The sequence below is a fragment of the Bacillus sp. BACIII genome, assembly GCF_057836745.1.
Map to the genome: position 1 here is coordinate 3159119 of NZ_CM174437.1, position 14949 is coordinate 3174067.

The following is a 14949-nucleotide window of genomic DNA, read 5'->3' on the forward strand; positions in this document are numbered from 1 at the left end:
TCGCTTTCTCTTAAAATCAACCTTGTTTTTGAAAGATTCTGATTCCAAAATCGGGACAACTGCATTCAGCATGGCTGGAGGCGAGAATATTTTCCTATTTTATACTATACTAGGAGGTTTAATGGAAGTTTCATTGAATACCTTCTCTTAACAAAAAAGGGGGGTTATAAGATGAAAATCAGTTCACTTGTTTTTCCAGTTTTATTGGCCGCCGGATTAATACCCGGCCTGCCGTCAGCCGAAAACCATACGCATTCGCACACTCATGCGGAGCCGGCCAAAACGGTGTATACGGACCCGCTTCCGAAAGCCGATCATTTTAAAGATCTGAAAGGTCCGGTTCAGATTGAACAGACGGTTGATACAAAAATTCTGGATGAAAACGGTAAGCAGGTCGGAACGAAACGATTCGACGCCAATGTCAATCAGGATAAAGCTTCAACTAAAGCCAGCACGGGCTCTCAGAAGGTCAAAGTGCTGGCGGTGGCGGACGCTGAATACCGCGCCAAATACAGCGACTGGCAAACGCGAATCGTTCAGATCGTGGAGCAGGCTGATGTCGCCTTCAACCGTGATCATAACATTGATTTTGTCGTACAGGCCGTGCAAGCCTGGAATTCCTCCGGCTCAAACAGTTCTCAGATTTTATCAAATCTCCAAAGCAGCTTCAGAAATCAAAATTATCATTTTGTCGTCGGTTTTACCGCAAAATCGAGTTTTGACGCCGGCGGTATCGCGTATGTATATAACGGCAAACCTAGCGGCCCGGCTTTCAGCGTGAACCTTGATCAAGGAACGGCCAACACGGCGAAAGCGGCCCAGCACGAGTTTTCCCATAATTTCGGACTTCAGCATGACGCCCAAGGCAGCGGCATCCGCTGCGTCATGAATTATGATTATGCCTATTCCGTGGATATTTGGGACAGTTCCCATAACAGACAGATTGAGACTAACAAAGCTTGGTACAGATAATAGAAAAAGAGCCGCTCCCATGGAGCAGGCTCTTTATTTTGCCGTGCGTTCTGCTTTGACAAAACACATGCAGACAATAATGAGAATAAATGCCGTCAATGCTAAGAATGGAATGGTAATAAAACCGAACCAGTTAATATATTCAGAGGAGCAAGGCACGCCGTAGACGCACGGCTTGATGCCGCTGAAACCGGGCACCTTCTGCTCAAGGTAATGCATGATCGATATAAACGCGCCGATGACGGCCATCGGCAGCACATATTTTTTCACGCGCGTGTCACCCTGAAAGGTGGCGATTCCTAAAATCAGGACAAGCGGGTACATGAGAATTCTTTGATACCAGCACAGCTCACACGGTATGAATTTTCTGATCTCGCTGAAATATAGGCTGCCGAGCATGGCAACAAGAGCTATCACCCAAGAAGCATATAAAAATACGATTCTATTTTTCATTTTTCAGCTCTTTCTTAATCGTTTTTGAAATCTCCTCATAATTAGCGAATTCTTTAATCACTTTGTCATTTACGTAAATCGTCGGTGTCGCCGTGATGTTTAATTTATCATTCAGGTCAGTGTCAGCTTTCAGCTCTTTTGCGAAGGTTTCTTTATCAAGGTTTTCCTTCAGCTTGGCAGGATCAACCTTTTTCGCGGTGCTTTTGACCGTCTTTTCAAGCAATGCAGGCGTGACCCATTCCTGTTCGCTTGACGGCTGCTCTTCAAACAGCTTCTCATGGAAAGTCCAGAATGATGCCGGGTCTTCCTTCCACACCTCTTCTGAGGCAAGTGCCGCCAGACGCGAGCCGGTTCCGTGGAACATGACGTTCACAAATGAAAATTTCACGTCGCCTTTATCGATAAAATCTTTTTTGATTTTCGGAAAGATATCGCTGTTAAATACTTTGCATGACGGACATTTGTAATCTCCGAATTCAACTACCGTAACAGGCGCGCTGTCTTTGCCGAGCACGGGCTGTCCTTTAATGGAAGGCTGTTCGGCGGCTGTTTCGCCCGCTTTTTCCGTTTGGTTGTTAATAATTACGATGGCCGCAAATAAAACGACAACGATTAACGTCAGAATCACCGCAAATTTCGCAGACGATTGTTTCTTTTTCACTCAGACACCTCATTGTTTTTAAAATAAAAAAGAAGCGGATGCCGGATGGCCCGCTTCTCTATTTTACCAAGACAACCTTGTTTAAGAAAACCCTGAAAAACGAATTATCTTTGACAATTATTCCGCTTTCACTCTCATGACGCGCATCGCGTTGGCAACGGCGATCAGCGTGACGCCTACATCTGAAAAGACGGCTTCCCACATGGTGGCGAATCCGAATGCGCCAAGCAGGAGAAAAATGATTTTCACGCCTAAAGCAAATCCGATGTTCTGCCAGACGATCCGGCGTGTTCGGCGTGCAATCCGGATGGCTTCGGCTGCTTTTGACGGCTGGTCTGTCATCAGGACGACATCGGCCGCTTCGACGGCGGCATCAGAACCGAGAGCCCCCATGGCAGCTCCGATGTCAGCTCTGGCAAGCACAGGCGTATCGTTAATCCCGTCACCGACAAACATCAGTTTTTCATTCGGTGCAAGCGCCGCTTCGAGTTCTTCGACTCGGTCTACTTTGTCACCCGGCAGCAGTTCTGTATACACGTCATCAATACCGAGCTCGCGGCCGACCGCTTCACCGGTCTGCTTTGAATCACCCGTCAGCATCACTGTCCGTTTGACGCCGAGCGCTTTTAAACGGGCAATGGCCTGTTTGGCGTCCTCTTTGATTTCGTCGGCGATCACGATCGCCCCCGCATACTGCTGATCAACGGCAACGTAAACGACGGTTCCGTTGTTTTCAGCTGTGCCGAAAGCGATTTGTTCTTTTGCCATCAGTTTTTGATTTCCGGCCAAAATCGTTGATCCGCCGGTTTTCACCCGAATGCCGTGTCCGGGTATTTCTTCATATTCTTCAATCTCCTCAGCCGCGAGCGGTTGATTGTAAGCCTCGCGGATGGATGAAGCAATCGGATGATTGGAATGGACTTCGGCAAGCGCGGCCGCATGAAGCAGGCTGTCTTGTGTAAATCCTGCCGCCGGTTTGATATCAGTAACCGCGAAATTGCCTTTCGTTAAGGTTCCCGTTTTATCAAACACGGCGTATGCCACCTGATTGAGCGCTTCTAAATAGTTGCTGCCTTTCACGAGCACCCCTGCTTTAGACGCGGCTCCAATACCGCCGAAAAACCCGAGCGGAATGGAGACGACGAGTGCGCACGGACAAGAAATCACAAGGAAAATCAGCGCCCGGTACACCCAGTCGGACAGCGCGGCTGACGGCACGAAAAGCGGCGGTAAAAAGGCGAGAAGCACCGCAACAATGACAACGGCCGGTGTATAGTACTTGGCAAACTTCGTAATAAAGTTTTCCGTTTTCGCTTTGCGTCCGGCCGCATTTTCGACCAGATCCAATATTTTTGATACAGCAGAGTCTTCATATCCTTTAGAGGTTTCAATATGAAGCACGCCGTTCTGGTTCATAAATCCGGCCATCACATCTTGCCCCGGCTCCGCTTTTCTCGGCACGGATTCGCCCGTTAAAGCGGATGTATCAACCATCGATGAGCCGCTCAGCACCTTTCCGTCCAGCGGAATCCGTTCTCCTGGATTCACGACGATGACCTGTCCGACTTTGACGTCCTGCGGCGGAACGGCAGTCATGCCGTTTTCCGTTTTCACATTGGCGTACTCAGGACGGATGTCCAATAACGCGCTAATCGATTTTCTGGATCGGCTGACGGCCGCTCCCTGAAACAATTCACCGATTTGATAGAACAGCATGACCGCGACGCCTTCCGGATACTGATGAATTATAAATGCGCCGATTGTCGCAAGCGCCATCAGAAAATGCTCATCAAATACCTGGCCGCGGACAATATTTTTTCCCGCTCTGGCTACGATATCGCCGCCGATGATCAAATATGAAGCAAAAAAGAGCAGAAACTCAAGGACGGCGCCTGTGTGCGCGAAGTAAGCGATGACGGCCAAAACAGCACCCGCCGCCAATCTCACTAACATCAGCTGCAGCTTTTTGCGGTATTCATCCTCGCCGGGTTTGTCTTCATGCTTCGAACGGACGGTCACATGAGGATCAATGGACTTTACTTTTTTTGCAACTTCATCTTTCATCCATTGCTCATCTTTGCCCCCGGCCGAAACTGTAATGGTGCTTGCCGCAAAATTGACAGCACAGCCGTCGATGCCGTCAATGGCTTTTACGCCGTTTTCTATTTTTTTTGCACAGTTGCTGCAATCAAGTCCGTCTAACACAAATTCACCTTTTGCCGCTTTCATTTTCGACTCACCCTACTTTCCGTAATAGGATTCCCATAATATCAATGCAGCTAAACGAAATTATATATATGAGCATATGTTCATATAGTTGTTTTCTATATTATATGCAAGTTTTGAATAAAGTGTCAATAAAAAAGACAAAACCGGCATCAGCCGATTTTGTCTTTTTTCACCTTCTGTAAACGCAAAGCATTAAGGACGACCGATACCGAGCTGAACGCCATGGCGGCGCCTGCCACCCACGGAGCCAGAAAGCCGGCTGCCGCAATCGGAATGCCTATGGTGTTGTAGCCCAATGCCCATCCTAAATTCTGCTTGATGTTTCTCATAGTCAGCCTGCTCATGCCGATGGCGTCGGCAATGCCGTTCAGATCTCCGCGGATCAGCGTAATGTCCGCTGCTTCCATTGCGATATCGGTGCCGGTGCCGATGGCCATCCCGATATCGGCCACAGCCAGCGCCGGAGCATCATTGATGCCGTCGCCGACCATTGCCACGCGCCGGCCTTCTTTTTGCAGCCGGGAAATCTCCGCTGCCTTTTGTTCGGGAAGCACTTCGGCAATCACGCTGTCGATGCCTGCGGCTTTAGCAATGGCTTCCGCCGTCTTTTGGTTGTCACCGGTCATCATGATGACGTCAAGGCCCATATCCTTCAGGCGTTTCACCGCAGCCGGAGATGTTTCTTTGATCGTATCGGCGACTGCGATAAGCCCCGCCGCTTTGCCGTCTGCCGCAATAAGCATCACCGTTTTTCCTTCCGCCTCCAAGCGGGTCATGTGCGGAAGCAATGCTTCATGTTCAATGTGTTCCGCTTCCATCAGCCGTCTTGATCCGGCAAGAATCGTTTTCCCGTCAGCCTCTGCATAGATTCCGGAACCGATCCGGGCTTGGAAACGGGTTAGTTTCGGAATGGAAATCCCTCGTTTTTCGGCTCCTGAAACGATGGCTTCTCCAAGCGGGTGCTCCGATCCCGCTTCAGCGGCAGCCGCAAGCCGCAGGAGCTCCTCTTCGTTCATTCCCGCTGCCGGTACGGCGTCTGTCAGCACCGGTCTGCCGTTTGTCACCGTTCCGGTTTTATCCAGTACGATTGTCGTCAGACGCTGTGTCTTTTCTAAGTGCTCTCCGCCTTTAAAGAGAATGCCGAATTCAGCGGCGCGGCCGGAGCCCGCCATAATGCTCGTCGGAGTGGCGAGTCCGAGTGCGCACGGACAGGCAATGACAAGCACGGCGATGAATTTGCCGATCGCTTCAGAAAACTGTCCCGGAGACGCCCATACATACCAAATGAGAAAAGTCACCACGGCCAATCCCAGCACAATCGGAACGAAAATGCCTGAAATGTGATCCGCGAGCCGCTGAATGGGCGCTTTTGATCCTTGGGCTTCTTCCACGATTTTAATAATGTGTGCAAGCGCGGTATCTTTCCCGACATTCACCGCTCTGATTTTGAGAAAGCCGTTTGCATTGATCGTCGCCCCGGTGACGGTGCTTCCCGGAGACTTATCTGCAGGCATGCTTTCTCCCGTTATCATCGATTCATCAATCGCGGAATGGCCTTCAATCACTTCGCCATCGACAGGAACGCGTTCTCCCGGTTTCACGTATACGATGTCCCCCGTCCGGACCTCGTCAATCGGAATCACCTGTACCTTCCCTACCCGCTCGACCGCCGCCGTCTTCGCCTGAAGCTTCATTAACTTTTTAATCGCTTCTGATGAGCGGCCTTTTGCTTTCATCTCTAAAAGCTTTCCAAGCAAAATCAAAGTCAGCAAAATGGCGCTCGTTTCATAATAAAGCCCCTCGGCATGGCCGTTTCGCCCGAGAGACGCAATCGTCATGTACAGGCTGTACGCGTAAGCGGCCGTCGTTCCGAGCGCAACGAGAACATCCATATTGGCGCTTTTATTTCTCAGCGCCTTGTACGCTCCCGTATAAAAAGGCCAGCCGATGACGAGCTGCACCGGGGTGGCAAGCGCGAATTGCAGCCACGGATTCATCAGGATATCCGGCATCCAGATAAAAGAAGTAAAAGAAAAATGGCTGACCATCGACCATAGAAGCGGAAAGGAGAGAACGGCAGAAAATATCAGCCTGATCAGCTGTTTACGCTGTTCTTTTTCCTTTTGAGATAATCCGCCGCCTTGGCCGTCCGCTTCCTTATCTTCTAATCGATAGCCGAGTTTTGCCACGGTCTCTTTCAGTTCTTTCGGTGTCACTTCTTTAGGGTTGTATTCAATGGAGACCGTTTCAAGGGCGAAATTCACCGGCGCGTCCACAACGCCCTCTATTTTGTTCAGGCGCTTTTCAATCCGATTGGCACAGGCGGCGCACGTCATGCCTTCAATCTGAAAATCGGCTTTTTCCGTCACGACGTGATAGCCGAGTTTTTCAATTTTATCCTTTATGGCGCCAGCTTCGATTTTGTCAGGCTGATAGGAAATATTTGAGGTCTCAAGCGCAAGATTGACGGAAGCGTCATTGACGCCGTCCATCCGTTTCAGTCCTTTTTCAATTCTTGAAGCGCAGGCGGCGCATGTCATGCCTCCCACTTGAATGGTCATTTCTTTCGGTTCACTCAATGCCCTCACCTCTTCTCACAAACCCCCAGGGGGTATCATTTTCATAAAAGAAAACCGCGCCCGTTCCCGAAGCGCGATATACCTTATACGACGTCATACCCTTGATCTTCAATCGCGTCTTTTATATCTGATACGGAGACTTTGTTCTCATCAAACGTCACATCCACCTGTCCGGCTTCCAATTTCACCTGAACCGCCGTCACTCCGTTCAGTTCTCCTACTCCGGTCTCTACTGCTTTGACGCAGTGCTGACAGGACATGCCTTCGACTTGCAGTGTTTTTTGTTCCATGATAATTCCCTCCACGTCTTGTTTTTTCTTCTTCATGTTACCATACCCCTGTAGGGTATTTCAAAACATTTTATTTCATGATTTCGCGATTTTTTTCACGACATCCAGCAGCTCGGCAATCGCCTGCTCCCCGTTTCCGCTTTCAATGGCGCCGGCTACGCAGTGATGGGCGTGATCTTCCAGCAGATGAAACGCGACTTTCTGCATGGCCGCCTGCACGGCTGAAATCTGCACGAGAATATCCACGCAATATCGTTCGTTTTCCACCATGTTCTGAATGCCCCTGACTTGGCCTTCAATCCGTTTCAGCCGGTTCAGAATCTGGTCTTTTTCCTTGGCGCTTTTATGATTTAACGATTGATGTTCGGTATGTTTGTCCATTTTCCACCTCGTTTTTTTCTTCGTTATCTTCATTATACAGACTTGAAAAACCGGTGTAAAAAATTTTCAACACACAAGTTTTACCAGTACACCCGCGGGGTATATATTGTTATCACATATCAAGAGGGGGAAGTTCATTGAAAACGATACAGGTTGGCATATTGGGATATGGTCTGTCGGGGAAAGTCTTTCATGCGCCGCTTTTGGACGTCCTTGATGAGTATCAGATCAAAAAAGTCATGACCTCCAGAACGGATGAGGTCAAACGTGATCTGCCGGGGGCTGAAGCCGTGCGCACGATTGAAGACATCACCGGTGACCCTGACATTGATCTCGTCATCGTTACGACACCGAGCGGAATGCATTATGAATCAGCGATGAAATGTCTTCTTGCGGGGAAACACACCGTCGTGGAAAAGCCGATGACGGCGACTTCAGCAGAAGCGGAGGAGCTGAGAAGAACGGCTGAAAATAAAGGCGTCTTGCTGAGCGTGTATCACAACCGGCGCTGGGACAATGATTTTTTAACGATTCAAAAGCTGATTCGGGACGGGGCGCTTCAAGACATTCATACATATCAAGTCAACTACGATCTATACAACCCGGTTGTACAAGAAAGATGGCGCGAAAAAAACGGACCCGCCACGGGAACGCTGTATGATCTCGGTTCACATATTATTGACCAGACACTCCTGCTTTTCGGAATGCCGGAATCCGTCACCGCACATGTGATGAAACAGCGGGACAACAGTGAAACGGCCGATTGGTTTCTGGCCGCCCTCCATTACGGCAAGCTTCAGGTTATTCTTCAATCCGGCTCCATGAATGCGGCAAGCGGCCCGCGCTATCAGATTCACGGACGGAATGCAAGCTTTATCAAATACGGAAAGGACGGACAGGAAGCTGCGCTTTCAGCCGGCCAAAAACCGATTGACGAGAACTGGGGCGCCGATGACCCTGACAGCTTCGGTGAGCTGACAACCGCAGCGGATGAGAAAAGACATACAGAAACAATCCCCTCTGAGAACGGCTCTTACCTTACGTACTACAAACTGCTGGCAGACAGCATCTTAAACGGAAAACCGCTTCCCGTTACGGCGGAAGAAGGCGTCGATGTCATACGTGTCATTGAAGCGGTGATGAAAAGCAGCGAACAAAAACGGACGATTGCACTTTAATAAAAAACCCCCCAGCCGTATCAGCTGGGAGGTTTTTTTAGATTAGAATGATTTTCCGGCTTCTTTCGCGCGGGCAATCGCATCTTCTTTAATTTGCTGTGCTTTATTCGGTTCAGCATTATGACCTTCAACGATTAATCCGTCGAAAGAAGGAACGCCGAAGAAGTTCATCATGATGCCGATGTAACGGTGGCCCATTTCCATGTCAGCCGCCGGGCCTTCAGAGTAATAGCCTCCGCGCGCCTGAATGTGGAGTGCTTTTTTGTCTGTCAACAGACCGATCGGGCCTTGTTCTGTATATTTGAATGATTTTCCGGCTACAGCTACAGAATCAAGGTACGCTTTCATAACAGGCGGGAATGAGAAGTTCCAAAGCGGTGTAACGAATACGTATTTGTCAGCTGATGCGAATTGATCGCTCAGCTCGTTCAGACGGCCGACTTTCGCTTTTTCATTTTCAGAAAGCTCTTCAAAACCTGTGCCGGATTGAAGTTTTCCCCAGCCGCTGAATACATCCGCGTCGATATGAGGAATGTTTTCTTTGTAAAGGTCGATATGTACAACCTCATCATTCGGGTTTGATTCTTTATAAGAATCGATAAACGCTTTTCCTGTCGCCATGCTGTAAGATGTCTTTTCATCATGAGGATGAGCAGTGATATAAAGTACTTTTGCCATTGTAAACAGCCCTTTCGTTTTCAAATTACACACATATTTATTATGAAATATGAATGTTTTTTTATACTGATCAGTTCTGTAATAATTATAGTTACAAAAAAATCTTTTAGCAACAATAATATCTCGAAATCAGTATATTTTTTTAAAAAGGCTGCAAGAAGTACCTCCAGCAAATCGAAAAAAACCTACGTTAAGCAAATTTCGACAAATAAAAGACCGATTTTGACCATGTTAAGGCTAAATCGGCTGTTTCATTTCAGACTTAGTTGTGTGGAATTTATCCATGCAAAATGTTCCTGCTTTTATAATATTAGAGACAAACGAATTCCGCTTAATACATTCGTATTTATCACACTCTTTTATTGCAGGTCTGCTTGCCAGTTTAACAAACGCTTCATTTTCTGTTCTGTTTCTCCCTCTTGGCGAGGTTGGTAAATGGTTAACTTTAGTTCAGGAGCATCGTACACCTGAAGAGTAATATGGTCCATAATCATTTCTCCAACTAAAGGATGCAGCAGTGTTTTTTTGCCGCAAGGAGTACCTAGAACTTCATGTTTGGACCACCAATTACGAAACTCAGGGCTCTTATTGGTAAGTTCTTTAATGATATCTTTAAACCACTCATCACCGACAAAACGTGTATAGGCTAAACGAAATTGAGCAATCAAGCGTTGCGCATGATCTTCCCAATTAAGAAAGAGCTCTCGGTATTCTTTAGACGTAAAGCAACGCCAGACTGCATTACGATCTCGTTCATTCATTTTATTAAAGTCACCAAAAACCACGGCAGCAGCTTTATTCCAGCTTACTATGTTCAATTTTTCGTCGGTTACATATGTAGGGCAGTATTCTAATTGACTCAATACATTTTTCAGGACGCTATTTACACTTTCAACGAGAGGTCTTCCCACCTTAGATAGCAATGGCTGATTTGCTAATAAAAATAGATGCTCTTTTTCCTCTTCATTTAACCTGAATACACGCGAAATAGCCTCCAATACGTCTGAAGATACCTGTATATCACGCCCTTGCTCTAACCATGTATACCAGGTTACTCCTATTCCTGCCAGCTGAGCTGCTTCTTCTCGGCGCAGTCCTTCTGTTTTTCTGCGCGGACCAATAGGTAAACCAAAGTCTTGAGGAGATAATCGCGCCCGTCGTGTTTTTAAGAAATCCCCTAGTTCTTTCCTTCTTTCTTTGTCACTTAACATGAACTTCTCCCCTTATAAGTAGTAGTTTTAATAATAGGATAAACACACTCCTATTCCCATTATAAACCTTCATCTATTCTAATAAATGAAGGAGGTGAGTTTTATGGTTTTCAAAAATAGGGCTGAGCCTTTCCCGAAAGGATTAGTTCTCCTCATGGCTGCAGCATGTGGTTTTACAGTAGCTAATGTCTATTTAAATCAAACGCTCTTAGTCAGTATGGCAAATACTTTTCACGTTTCTGAAAACTATATAGGAATTGTAGCAACTTTAACTCAAGTGGGATATGCATTGGGAAATCTTTTATTGGTACCATTAGGTGACATTTTTGAACGGAGAAAATTGATCCTAAGTTTATTATCTATTGTATGTATAATTTTAGCCGCAACTGCTTTATCAATGAATGTAACGTGGCTGATTGCAGCAAACTTAATTCTTGGATTTGTTACCATAGTCCCTCAAATTATTGTTCCTCTTGCTGCTAATTTAGCTTCAGAAGAGAACAGAGGAAAAGTGTTAGGGAATGTTGCCATTGGCTTAGTGTGTGGGATTTTAGGCGCTCGATTTATCAGCGGTTTTGCAGATTCCCATTTTGGATGGAGATCAATGTATTGGGCTTCTTTTGCTGGCACAATGATAATGATCATTTTAATGGCAATGTATCTTCCAAAAAGCAAAGGAAATCATGCAATGCAGTATAAAACATTACTTGCATCTTTAGGCCCGTTATTTAAAAAAGAAAAAGTGTTGCAAAAAGCTTGCCTGAGTCAAGGAATGATGTTTGGTTCCTTTAGTGCCTTCTGGACAACTCTTATTTTTTTATTAAATACTTCTCCTTATTCTTATGGGAGCACCGCGGCAGGTTTAATAGGTTTAGTGGGAATAGCTGGAGCCTTTGCAACTCCCATGATTGGCCGGGTGATCGATAAAAAAGGATCAAAATTTGCTAATACCTTATGTATGTTTATTTCTTTAATCGCTTTTCTGACCTTAATATTCTTAGGATATTGGTTACCGGGATTACTTCTTGGCGCACTATTAGTAACAGTTGGCACGCAAGCAAATCAAGTTGCTTGTCAAGCTGCTATCTTTCAACTATCTCCTGAAAAGAGAAGCAGATTAAATGGATTATACATGGTATCTACATTCTTAGGCGGATCTTTAGGGTCATATCTAGGTGTACTTGCTTGGAGCAAATGGCATTGGTATGGAGTATGTACAGTTGGGATACTCATGATAGGTATTGCTTTTAGTTCCTTATTTAGCTTGCCTAAACAAAAAACAACAGTAAAAAATAGAGAGTTCGAGAAAGGAAGTCATATAAGATGTCTGAAAATAAAGAAAACTACAAAAAGGGATTAGAAGTATTATCAAAAATAGATCCGGACAACTATCTAAATATCGTCAACAGTTTTAAAGATTCAGCAGCACCTGACTTGGGAACTTTGGCTGTGGAATTTAATTACGGTCAAATTTTTTCCAGACCAGGATTAGACTTAAAATCCCGCCTTCTTGCAGCAGTTGCTGGTCTAACCGCTTTAGGAAATACGGAACAATTAAAGTTTTATATTAACGGAGCTTTAAATGTCGGATGGACCGAAGAAGAAATTGTGGAAGCTATGATGCAAATGTTAATTTATGCAGGCTTTCCTGTCGCATTAAATACCATTTTAACAATAGCTACTGAAGTATTTTCTAAAAGACGAAATCAGTTGTCAGCCAATTTATTGGAAGGAGAGTAAAAAATGATTATTGATAGTCATGCCCACGTAGTTCTACCTGTAGAAAAACACATTGAAATGATGGATTCAAGCGGGATAGATAAAACTATTTTATTCTCTACGCTTGTTCATCCAGAAAAAAGTGAAAGCTACGATGAATTTATTCAGGAAATGGATGTACTGAATCAAATTTTAAATAACGAAATAAATCCCCTAGAAGCACGGTCAAAAGCTCTAGAAGAATTAAGGGATACTATCGCAAAATATCCTGACCGTTTTACCGGATTCGGATCAGTTCCCCTTTTAAGTTCCTCCGGGGAACTGCATGATTGGATGGAGAAGATTGTAAAAGATTATAAAATGAAGGGACTGGGAGAATTCACCCTTGGTTCAGGCCAAATTAAAATGCTTGAGCCTGTATTCCAGGCAGCTAGTGATTATAATTCCTTTCCGATTTGGGTGCATACATTCCATCCACTCAATTTAAATGATATTCAGGAACTGTTCGCTTTAACTCGTAAATATCCCACTGTCCCTGTAATCTATGGCCATTTGGGAGGGATTCATTGGCAGCAAGTTATTGCATTAACAAAAGAAACAAAGAACGCCTACCTAGATATCTCTGCATTTTATACAACCTATGCATTATCTTTGGCCATAAAAGAACTCCCAGAGAAAACTTTATTTAGTTCTGATTTTCCATATGGTGATCCATTCCTAAATAAGTTGGCAGTTGAACGCCATGCTTCAAGTGAAGAAGTGGTACAACGAGTACTAGGCGGGAACATTGCTAATCTCTTAAATATTTAACTTATTTTTATAACAATTTCTTAGGGAATATAAGTTTGAAGGATTGCATTCAACAGGTTTTCATTCCTTACGTCTTTTAAATAGTAAAGAGCCGATTTACTCTAAACGGGGTAAATTTCGGCTCTTTTCTTATTAATGACGGGGGTTGTAAGCAGCAGAAAAAGCAGAAACATTTAGTTTCTGCTCAAAATCGGATTTGGTTTGCAGACCGGAATATCCAATCCGAGATTCCCCCGCAGTGTATCCGCCGGATAGCTTTTTCGGTACAGCCCCTTTTCCTGAAGGATCGGTATGACATGATCCACAAAGGCTTCAAGCATGCCCGGAATGTCAGAGTGAATGATAAACCCGTCCGCCGCTTCCCGCTGAAACCATGTTTCAATTAATGATGCCACACGTTCCGGTGTCCCGATAAAGTTGGTTCGCGGAAACGCGGCTTCGCGCGCCACTTCACGCAGCGTAAGATTCCGGGCTTTCGCCTCTCTTTTGATACGGTCTGTCGTGCTTTGAAACGCGTTTTTCCCGACGTCGCCCAAATCAGGAAACGGCTCATCCAATGGAAACCGGCTCAGATCATAATCGTCAAAAAATCTGGCCACATATTTAACGGCGTTCTCTATCGGAATCAGCTCGGCGAATTCTTGGTATTTCGCTTCCGCTTCTTCTTGTGAGCCGGCTATAATCGGACTGATTCCCGGAAAGATCCGCAGTTTGGAAGCGTCCCGGCCGTAATCCGCCGCCCGCTTCTTCACATCATCATAAAAAGCTTTCGTTTCCTCAAGTGAATTGGAATGCGTAAAGACTGCATCGGCATTTCGCGCGGCAAACGACCGGCCGGTTTCTGAAGACCCCGCTTGGAAGACGACCGGCTCTCCCTGTTTGGTCCGGCCGATATTCAGCGGGCCCTCCACTTGAAAATACTCGCCTTTGTGATACAGGCGATGCAGTTTGTCAGGATCAAAAAACTGCCCGGTTTCTTTGTTGCGGACGAAGGCATCTTCTTCCCAAGAATTCCACAGACCGCGCACCACGTCCACATGTTCTTGGGCGATGGCGTAGCGCCGGCTGTGGTCGGGAAGTCTTTCCTTGCTGTGATTGCGCGCAGCCCCCGCCTGCGGAGAAGTGACGAGATTCCAGCCCGCCCGGCCGCCGCTGATATGGTCAAGAGACATGAGCTGTCTTGCGATGGTAAACGGCTCAGTGAACGAGGTGGAAAATGTGCCGATTAAACCAAGATGGGTTGTAGAGGCGGCAAGCGCCGATAAAATAGTGATCGGCTCAAACCGATTTAAGAAATGCGGGATGGACTTTTCAGAAATGAACAAGCCGTCCGCAATAAAAGCAAAGCTGAACAGCCCTCTTTCAGCGGTCTGCGCTTTTTGCCTGTAAAACGCCGCATTCGTGCTTGCTGACGGATCGGCGTCGGGATGACGCCACCCATCCGTTGTACCGCCGACACCGTGAATCATGGCTCCGAATTGAATAAGATCCGTCCGGCTCATTTTCTCTCCCCCTTTTTTCCCTCGTAATCGGCAAGCGCCCGTTCTACGTATTCAATGCCGACTTGAGTAACGGCCTGATACACCCGCCTGTCACCGCTGCCGATTTCAACAACGGGGACATGGCGGATGCCGTACTTAGTGTGAAGCACGTCACGCAATTCATCCCGCTCCGTCACATCAATTGTTTCGTACGCAATGGCCTTTTCCCGCAAATATCCTTTCACTTCATCGCAATACGTACAGCCCTTTTTGCTCCAAACCACTACATTTGCTTCATGACTCATGT

Annotated in this window: 15 protein-coding genes; 5 read left to right on the plus strand and 10 right to left on the minus strand. The window is 46.3% G+C overall.

Annotated features, from left to right (window positions below; all coding sequences use genetic code 11):
* The first annotated feature begins 171 nt into the window (after positions 1-171).
* On the plus strand, positions 172-972 hold the full coding sequence (locus ACXN9U_RS15500; protein WP_060964275.1) for a zinc-dependent metalloprotease: 801 nt from the start codon (positions 172-174) through the stop codon (positions 970-972).
* Between the two features lie 33 nt (positions 973-1005).
* On the opposite strand, the gene ACXN9U_RS15505 is transcribed toward ACXN9U_RS15500, so the two are convergent.
* The 6 genes from ACXN9U_RS15505 to csoR form a co-directional block, all read right to left on the minus strand.
* Positions 1006-1425, minus strand: coding sequence for a disulfide oxidoreductase (locus ACXN9U_RS15505; protein WP_013353605.1), 420 nt, complete (start codon positions 1423-1425; stop codon positions 1006-1008).
* Positions 1415-2086 carry a disulfide bond formation protein BdbD gene (bdbD, locus tag ACXN9U_RS15510; RefSeq protein ID WP_060964274.1) on the minus strand — a complete coding sequence of 224 codons (672 nt, stop codon included), beginning with the start codon at positions 2084-2086 and terminating at the stop codon, positions 1415-1417. Before bdbD ends, ACXN9U_RS15505 begins: the two co-directional genes overlap by 11 nt.
* 117 nt (positions 2087-2203) lie before the next feature.
* On the minus strand, positions 2204-4315 hold the full coding sequence (locus ACXN9U_RS15515) for a heavy metal translocating P-type ATPase (RefSeq protein WP_366971160.1): 2112 nt from the start codon (positions 4313-4315) through the stop codon (positions 2204-2206).
* Between the two features lie 149 nt (positions 4316-4464).
* Positions 4465-6894: a heavy metal translocating P-type ATPase gene (locus ACXN9U_RS15520; RefSeq protein ID WP_489201876.1), complete on the minus strand. Its 2430-nt coding sequence runs from the start codon at positions 6892-6894 to the stop codon at positions 4465-4467.
* 83 nt (positions 6895-6977) lie between these two features.
* The gene (gene copZ, locus ACXN9U_RS15525) at positions 6978-7184 is read right to left on the minus strand and encodes a copper chaperone CopZ (RefSeq protein ID WP_015240581.1); all 207 of its coding nucleotides are present in this window, start codon (positions 7182-7184) and stop codon (positions 6978-6980) included.
* A gap of 75 nt (positions 7185-7259) precedes the next feature.
* Positions 7260-7565, minus strand: a complete 306-nt coding sequence (csoR, locus tag ACXN9U_RS15530) for a copper-sensing transcriptional repressor CsoR (protein ID WP_013353610.1) — start codon at positions 7563-7565, stop codon at positions 7260-7262.
* 137 nt (positions 7566-7702) lie between these two features.
* Here csoR and ACXN9U_RS15535 point away from each other — a divergent pair, with 137 nt between their 5' ends.
* Positions 7703-8743, plus strand: a complete 1041-nt coding sequence (locus ACXN9U_RS15535; protein ID WP_489201877.1) for an oxidoreductase — start codon at positions 7703-7705, stop codon at positions 8741-8743.
* 42 nt (positions 8744-8785) lie between these two features.
* Here the strand turns inward: ACXN9U_RS15535 and azoRB are convergent, their stop codons facing one another.
* Both azoRB and ACXN9U_RS15545 read right to left on the minus strand, forming a co-directional pair.
* On the minus strand, positions 8786-9421 hold the full coding sequence (gene azoRB, locus ACXN9U_RS15540; protein WP_003151719.1) for an FMN-dependent NADH-azoreductase AzoRB: 636 nt from the start codon (positions 9419-9421) through the stop codon (positions 8786-8788).
* A gap of 359 nt (positions 9422-9780) precedes the next feature.
* Complete coding sequence (locus ACXN9U_RS15545; protein WP_060964270.1) at positions 9781-10632, minus strand: helix-turn-helix transcriptional regulator; 852 nt, start codon at positions 10630-10632, stop codon at positions 9781-9783.
* A gap of 103 nt (positions 10633-10735) precedes the next feature.
* On the opposite strand from ACXN9U_RS15545, the gene ACXN9U_RS15550 reads away from it, so the two are divergent.
* Genes ACXN9U_RS15550 through ACXN9U_RS15560 form a run of 3 tightly spaced genes read left to right on the plus strand, consistent with a single transcriptional unit; the run spans position 10736 to position 13161 of the window.
* The gene (locus tag ACXN9U_RS15550) at positions 10736-11992 is read left to right on the plus strand and encodes an MFS transporter (protein ID WP_060964269.1); all 1257 of its coding nucleotides are present in this window, start codon (positions 10736-10738) and stop codon (positions 11990-11992) included.
* A complete protein-coding gene (locus tag ACXN9U_RS15555) occupies positions 11956-12372 on the plus strand; it encodes a carboxymuconolactone decarboxylase family protein (RefSeq protein WP_060964268.1) in 417 nt (138 codons plus the stop codon). The genes ACXN9U_RS15550 and ACXN9U_RS15555 overlap by 37 nt, the downstream gene beginning before the upstream one ends.
* A 3-nt stretch (positions 12373-12375) precedes the next feature.
* Entirely contained in the window at positions 12376-13161 is a 786-nt protein-coding gene (locus ACXN9U_RS15560) for an amidohydrolase family protein (protein ID WP_060964267.1), read from the plus strand.
* 173 nt (positions 13162-13334) lie between these two features.
* Here ACXN9U_RS15560 and ACXN9U_RS15565 read toward each other — a convergent pair whose 3' ends face one another.
* The gene (locus tag ACXN9U_RS15565; protein ID WP_060964266.1) at positions 13335-14663 is read right to left on the minus strand and encodes an LLM class flavin-dependent oxidoreductase; all 1329 of its coding nucleotides are present in this window, start codon (positions 14661-14663) and stop codon (positions 13335-13337) included.
* Complete coding sequence (locus tag ACXN9U_RS15570; RefSeq protein WP_060964265.1) at positions 14660-14947, minus strand: glutaredoxin family protein; 288 nt, start codon at positions 14945-14947, stop codon at positions 14660-14662. The genes ACXN9U_RS15565 and ACXN9U_RS15570 overlap by 4 nt, the downstream gene beginning before the upstream one ends.
* Positions 14948-14949 lie beyond the last annotated feature (2 nt).

Coding starts and splice junctions, on each gene's coding strand:
- ACXN9U_RS15500 (WP_060964275.1), top strand. CDS start 172: ATGAAAATCAGTTCACTTGTTTTTCCAGTTTTATTGGCCGCCGGATTA.
- ACXN9U_RS15505 (WP_013353605.1), bottom strand. CDS start 1,425: ATGAAAAATAGAATCGTATTTTTATATGCTTCTTGGGTGATAGCTCTT.
- ACXN9U_RS15515 (WP_366971160.1), bottom strand. CDS start 4,315: ATGAAAGCGGCAAAAGGTGAATTTGTGTTAGACGGACTTGATTGCAGC.
- copZ (WP_015240581.1), bottom strand. CDS start 7,184: ATGGAACAAAAAACACTGCAAGTCGAAGGCATGTCCTGTCAGCACTGC.
- csoR (WP_013353610.1), bottom strand. CDS start 7,565: ATGGACAAACATACCGAACATCAATCGTTAAATCATAAAAGCGCCAAG.
- azoRB (WP_003151719.1), bottom strand. CDS start 9,421: ATGGCAAAAGTACTTTATATCACTGCTCATCCTCATGATGAAAAGACA.
- ACXN9U_RS15545 (WP_060964270.1), bottom strand. CDS start 10,632: ATGTTAAGTGACAAAGAAAGAAGGAAAGAACTAGGGGATTTCTTAAAA.
- ACXN9U_RS15550 (WP_060964269.1), top strand. CDS start 10,736: ATGGTTTTCAAAAATAGGGCTGAGCCTTTCCCGAAAGGATTAGTTCTC.
- ACXN9U_RS15555 (WP_060964268.1), top strand. CDS start 11,956: ATGTCTGAAAATAAAGAAAACTACAAAAAGGGATTAGAAGTATTATCA.
- ACXN9U_RS15560 (WP_060964267.1), top strand. CDS start 12,376: ATGATTATTGATAGTCATGCCCACGTAGTTCTACCTGTAGAAAAACAC.
- ACXN9U_RS15565 (WP_060964266.1), bottom strand. CDS start 14,663: ATGAGCCGGACGGATCTTATTCAATTCGGAGCCATGATTCACGGTGTC.
- ACXN9U_RS15570 (WP_060964265.1), bottom strand. CDS start 14,947: ATGAGTCATGAAGCAAATGTAGTGGTTTGGAGCAAAAAGGGCTGTACG.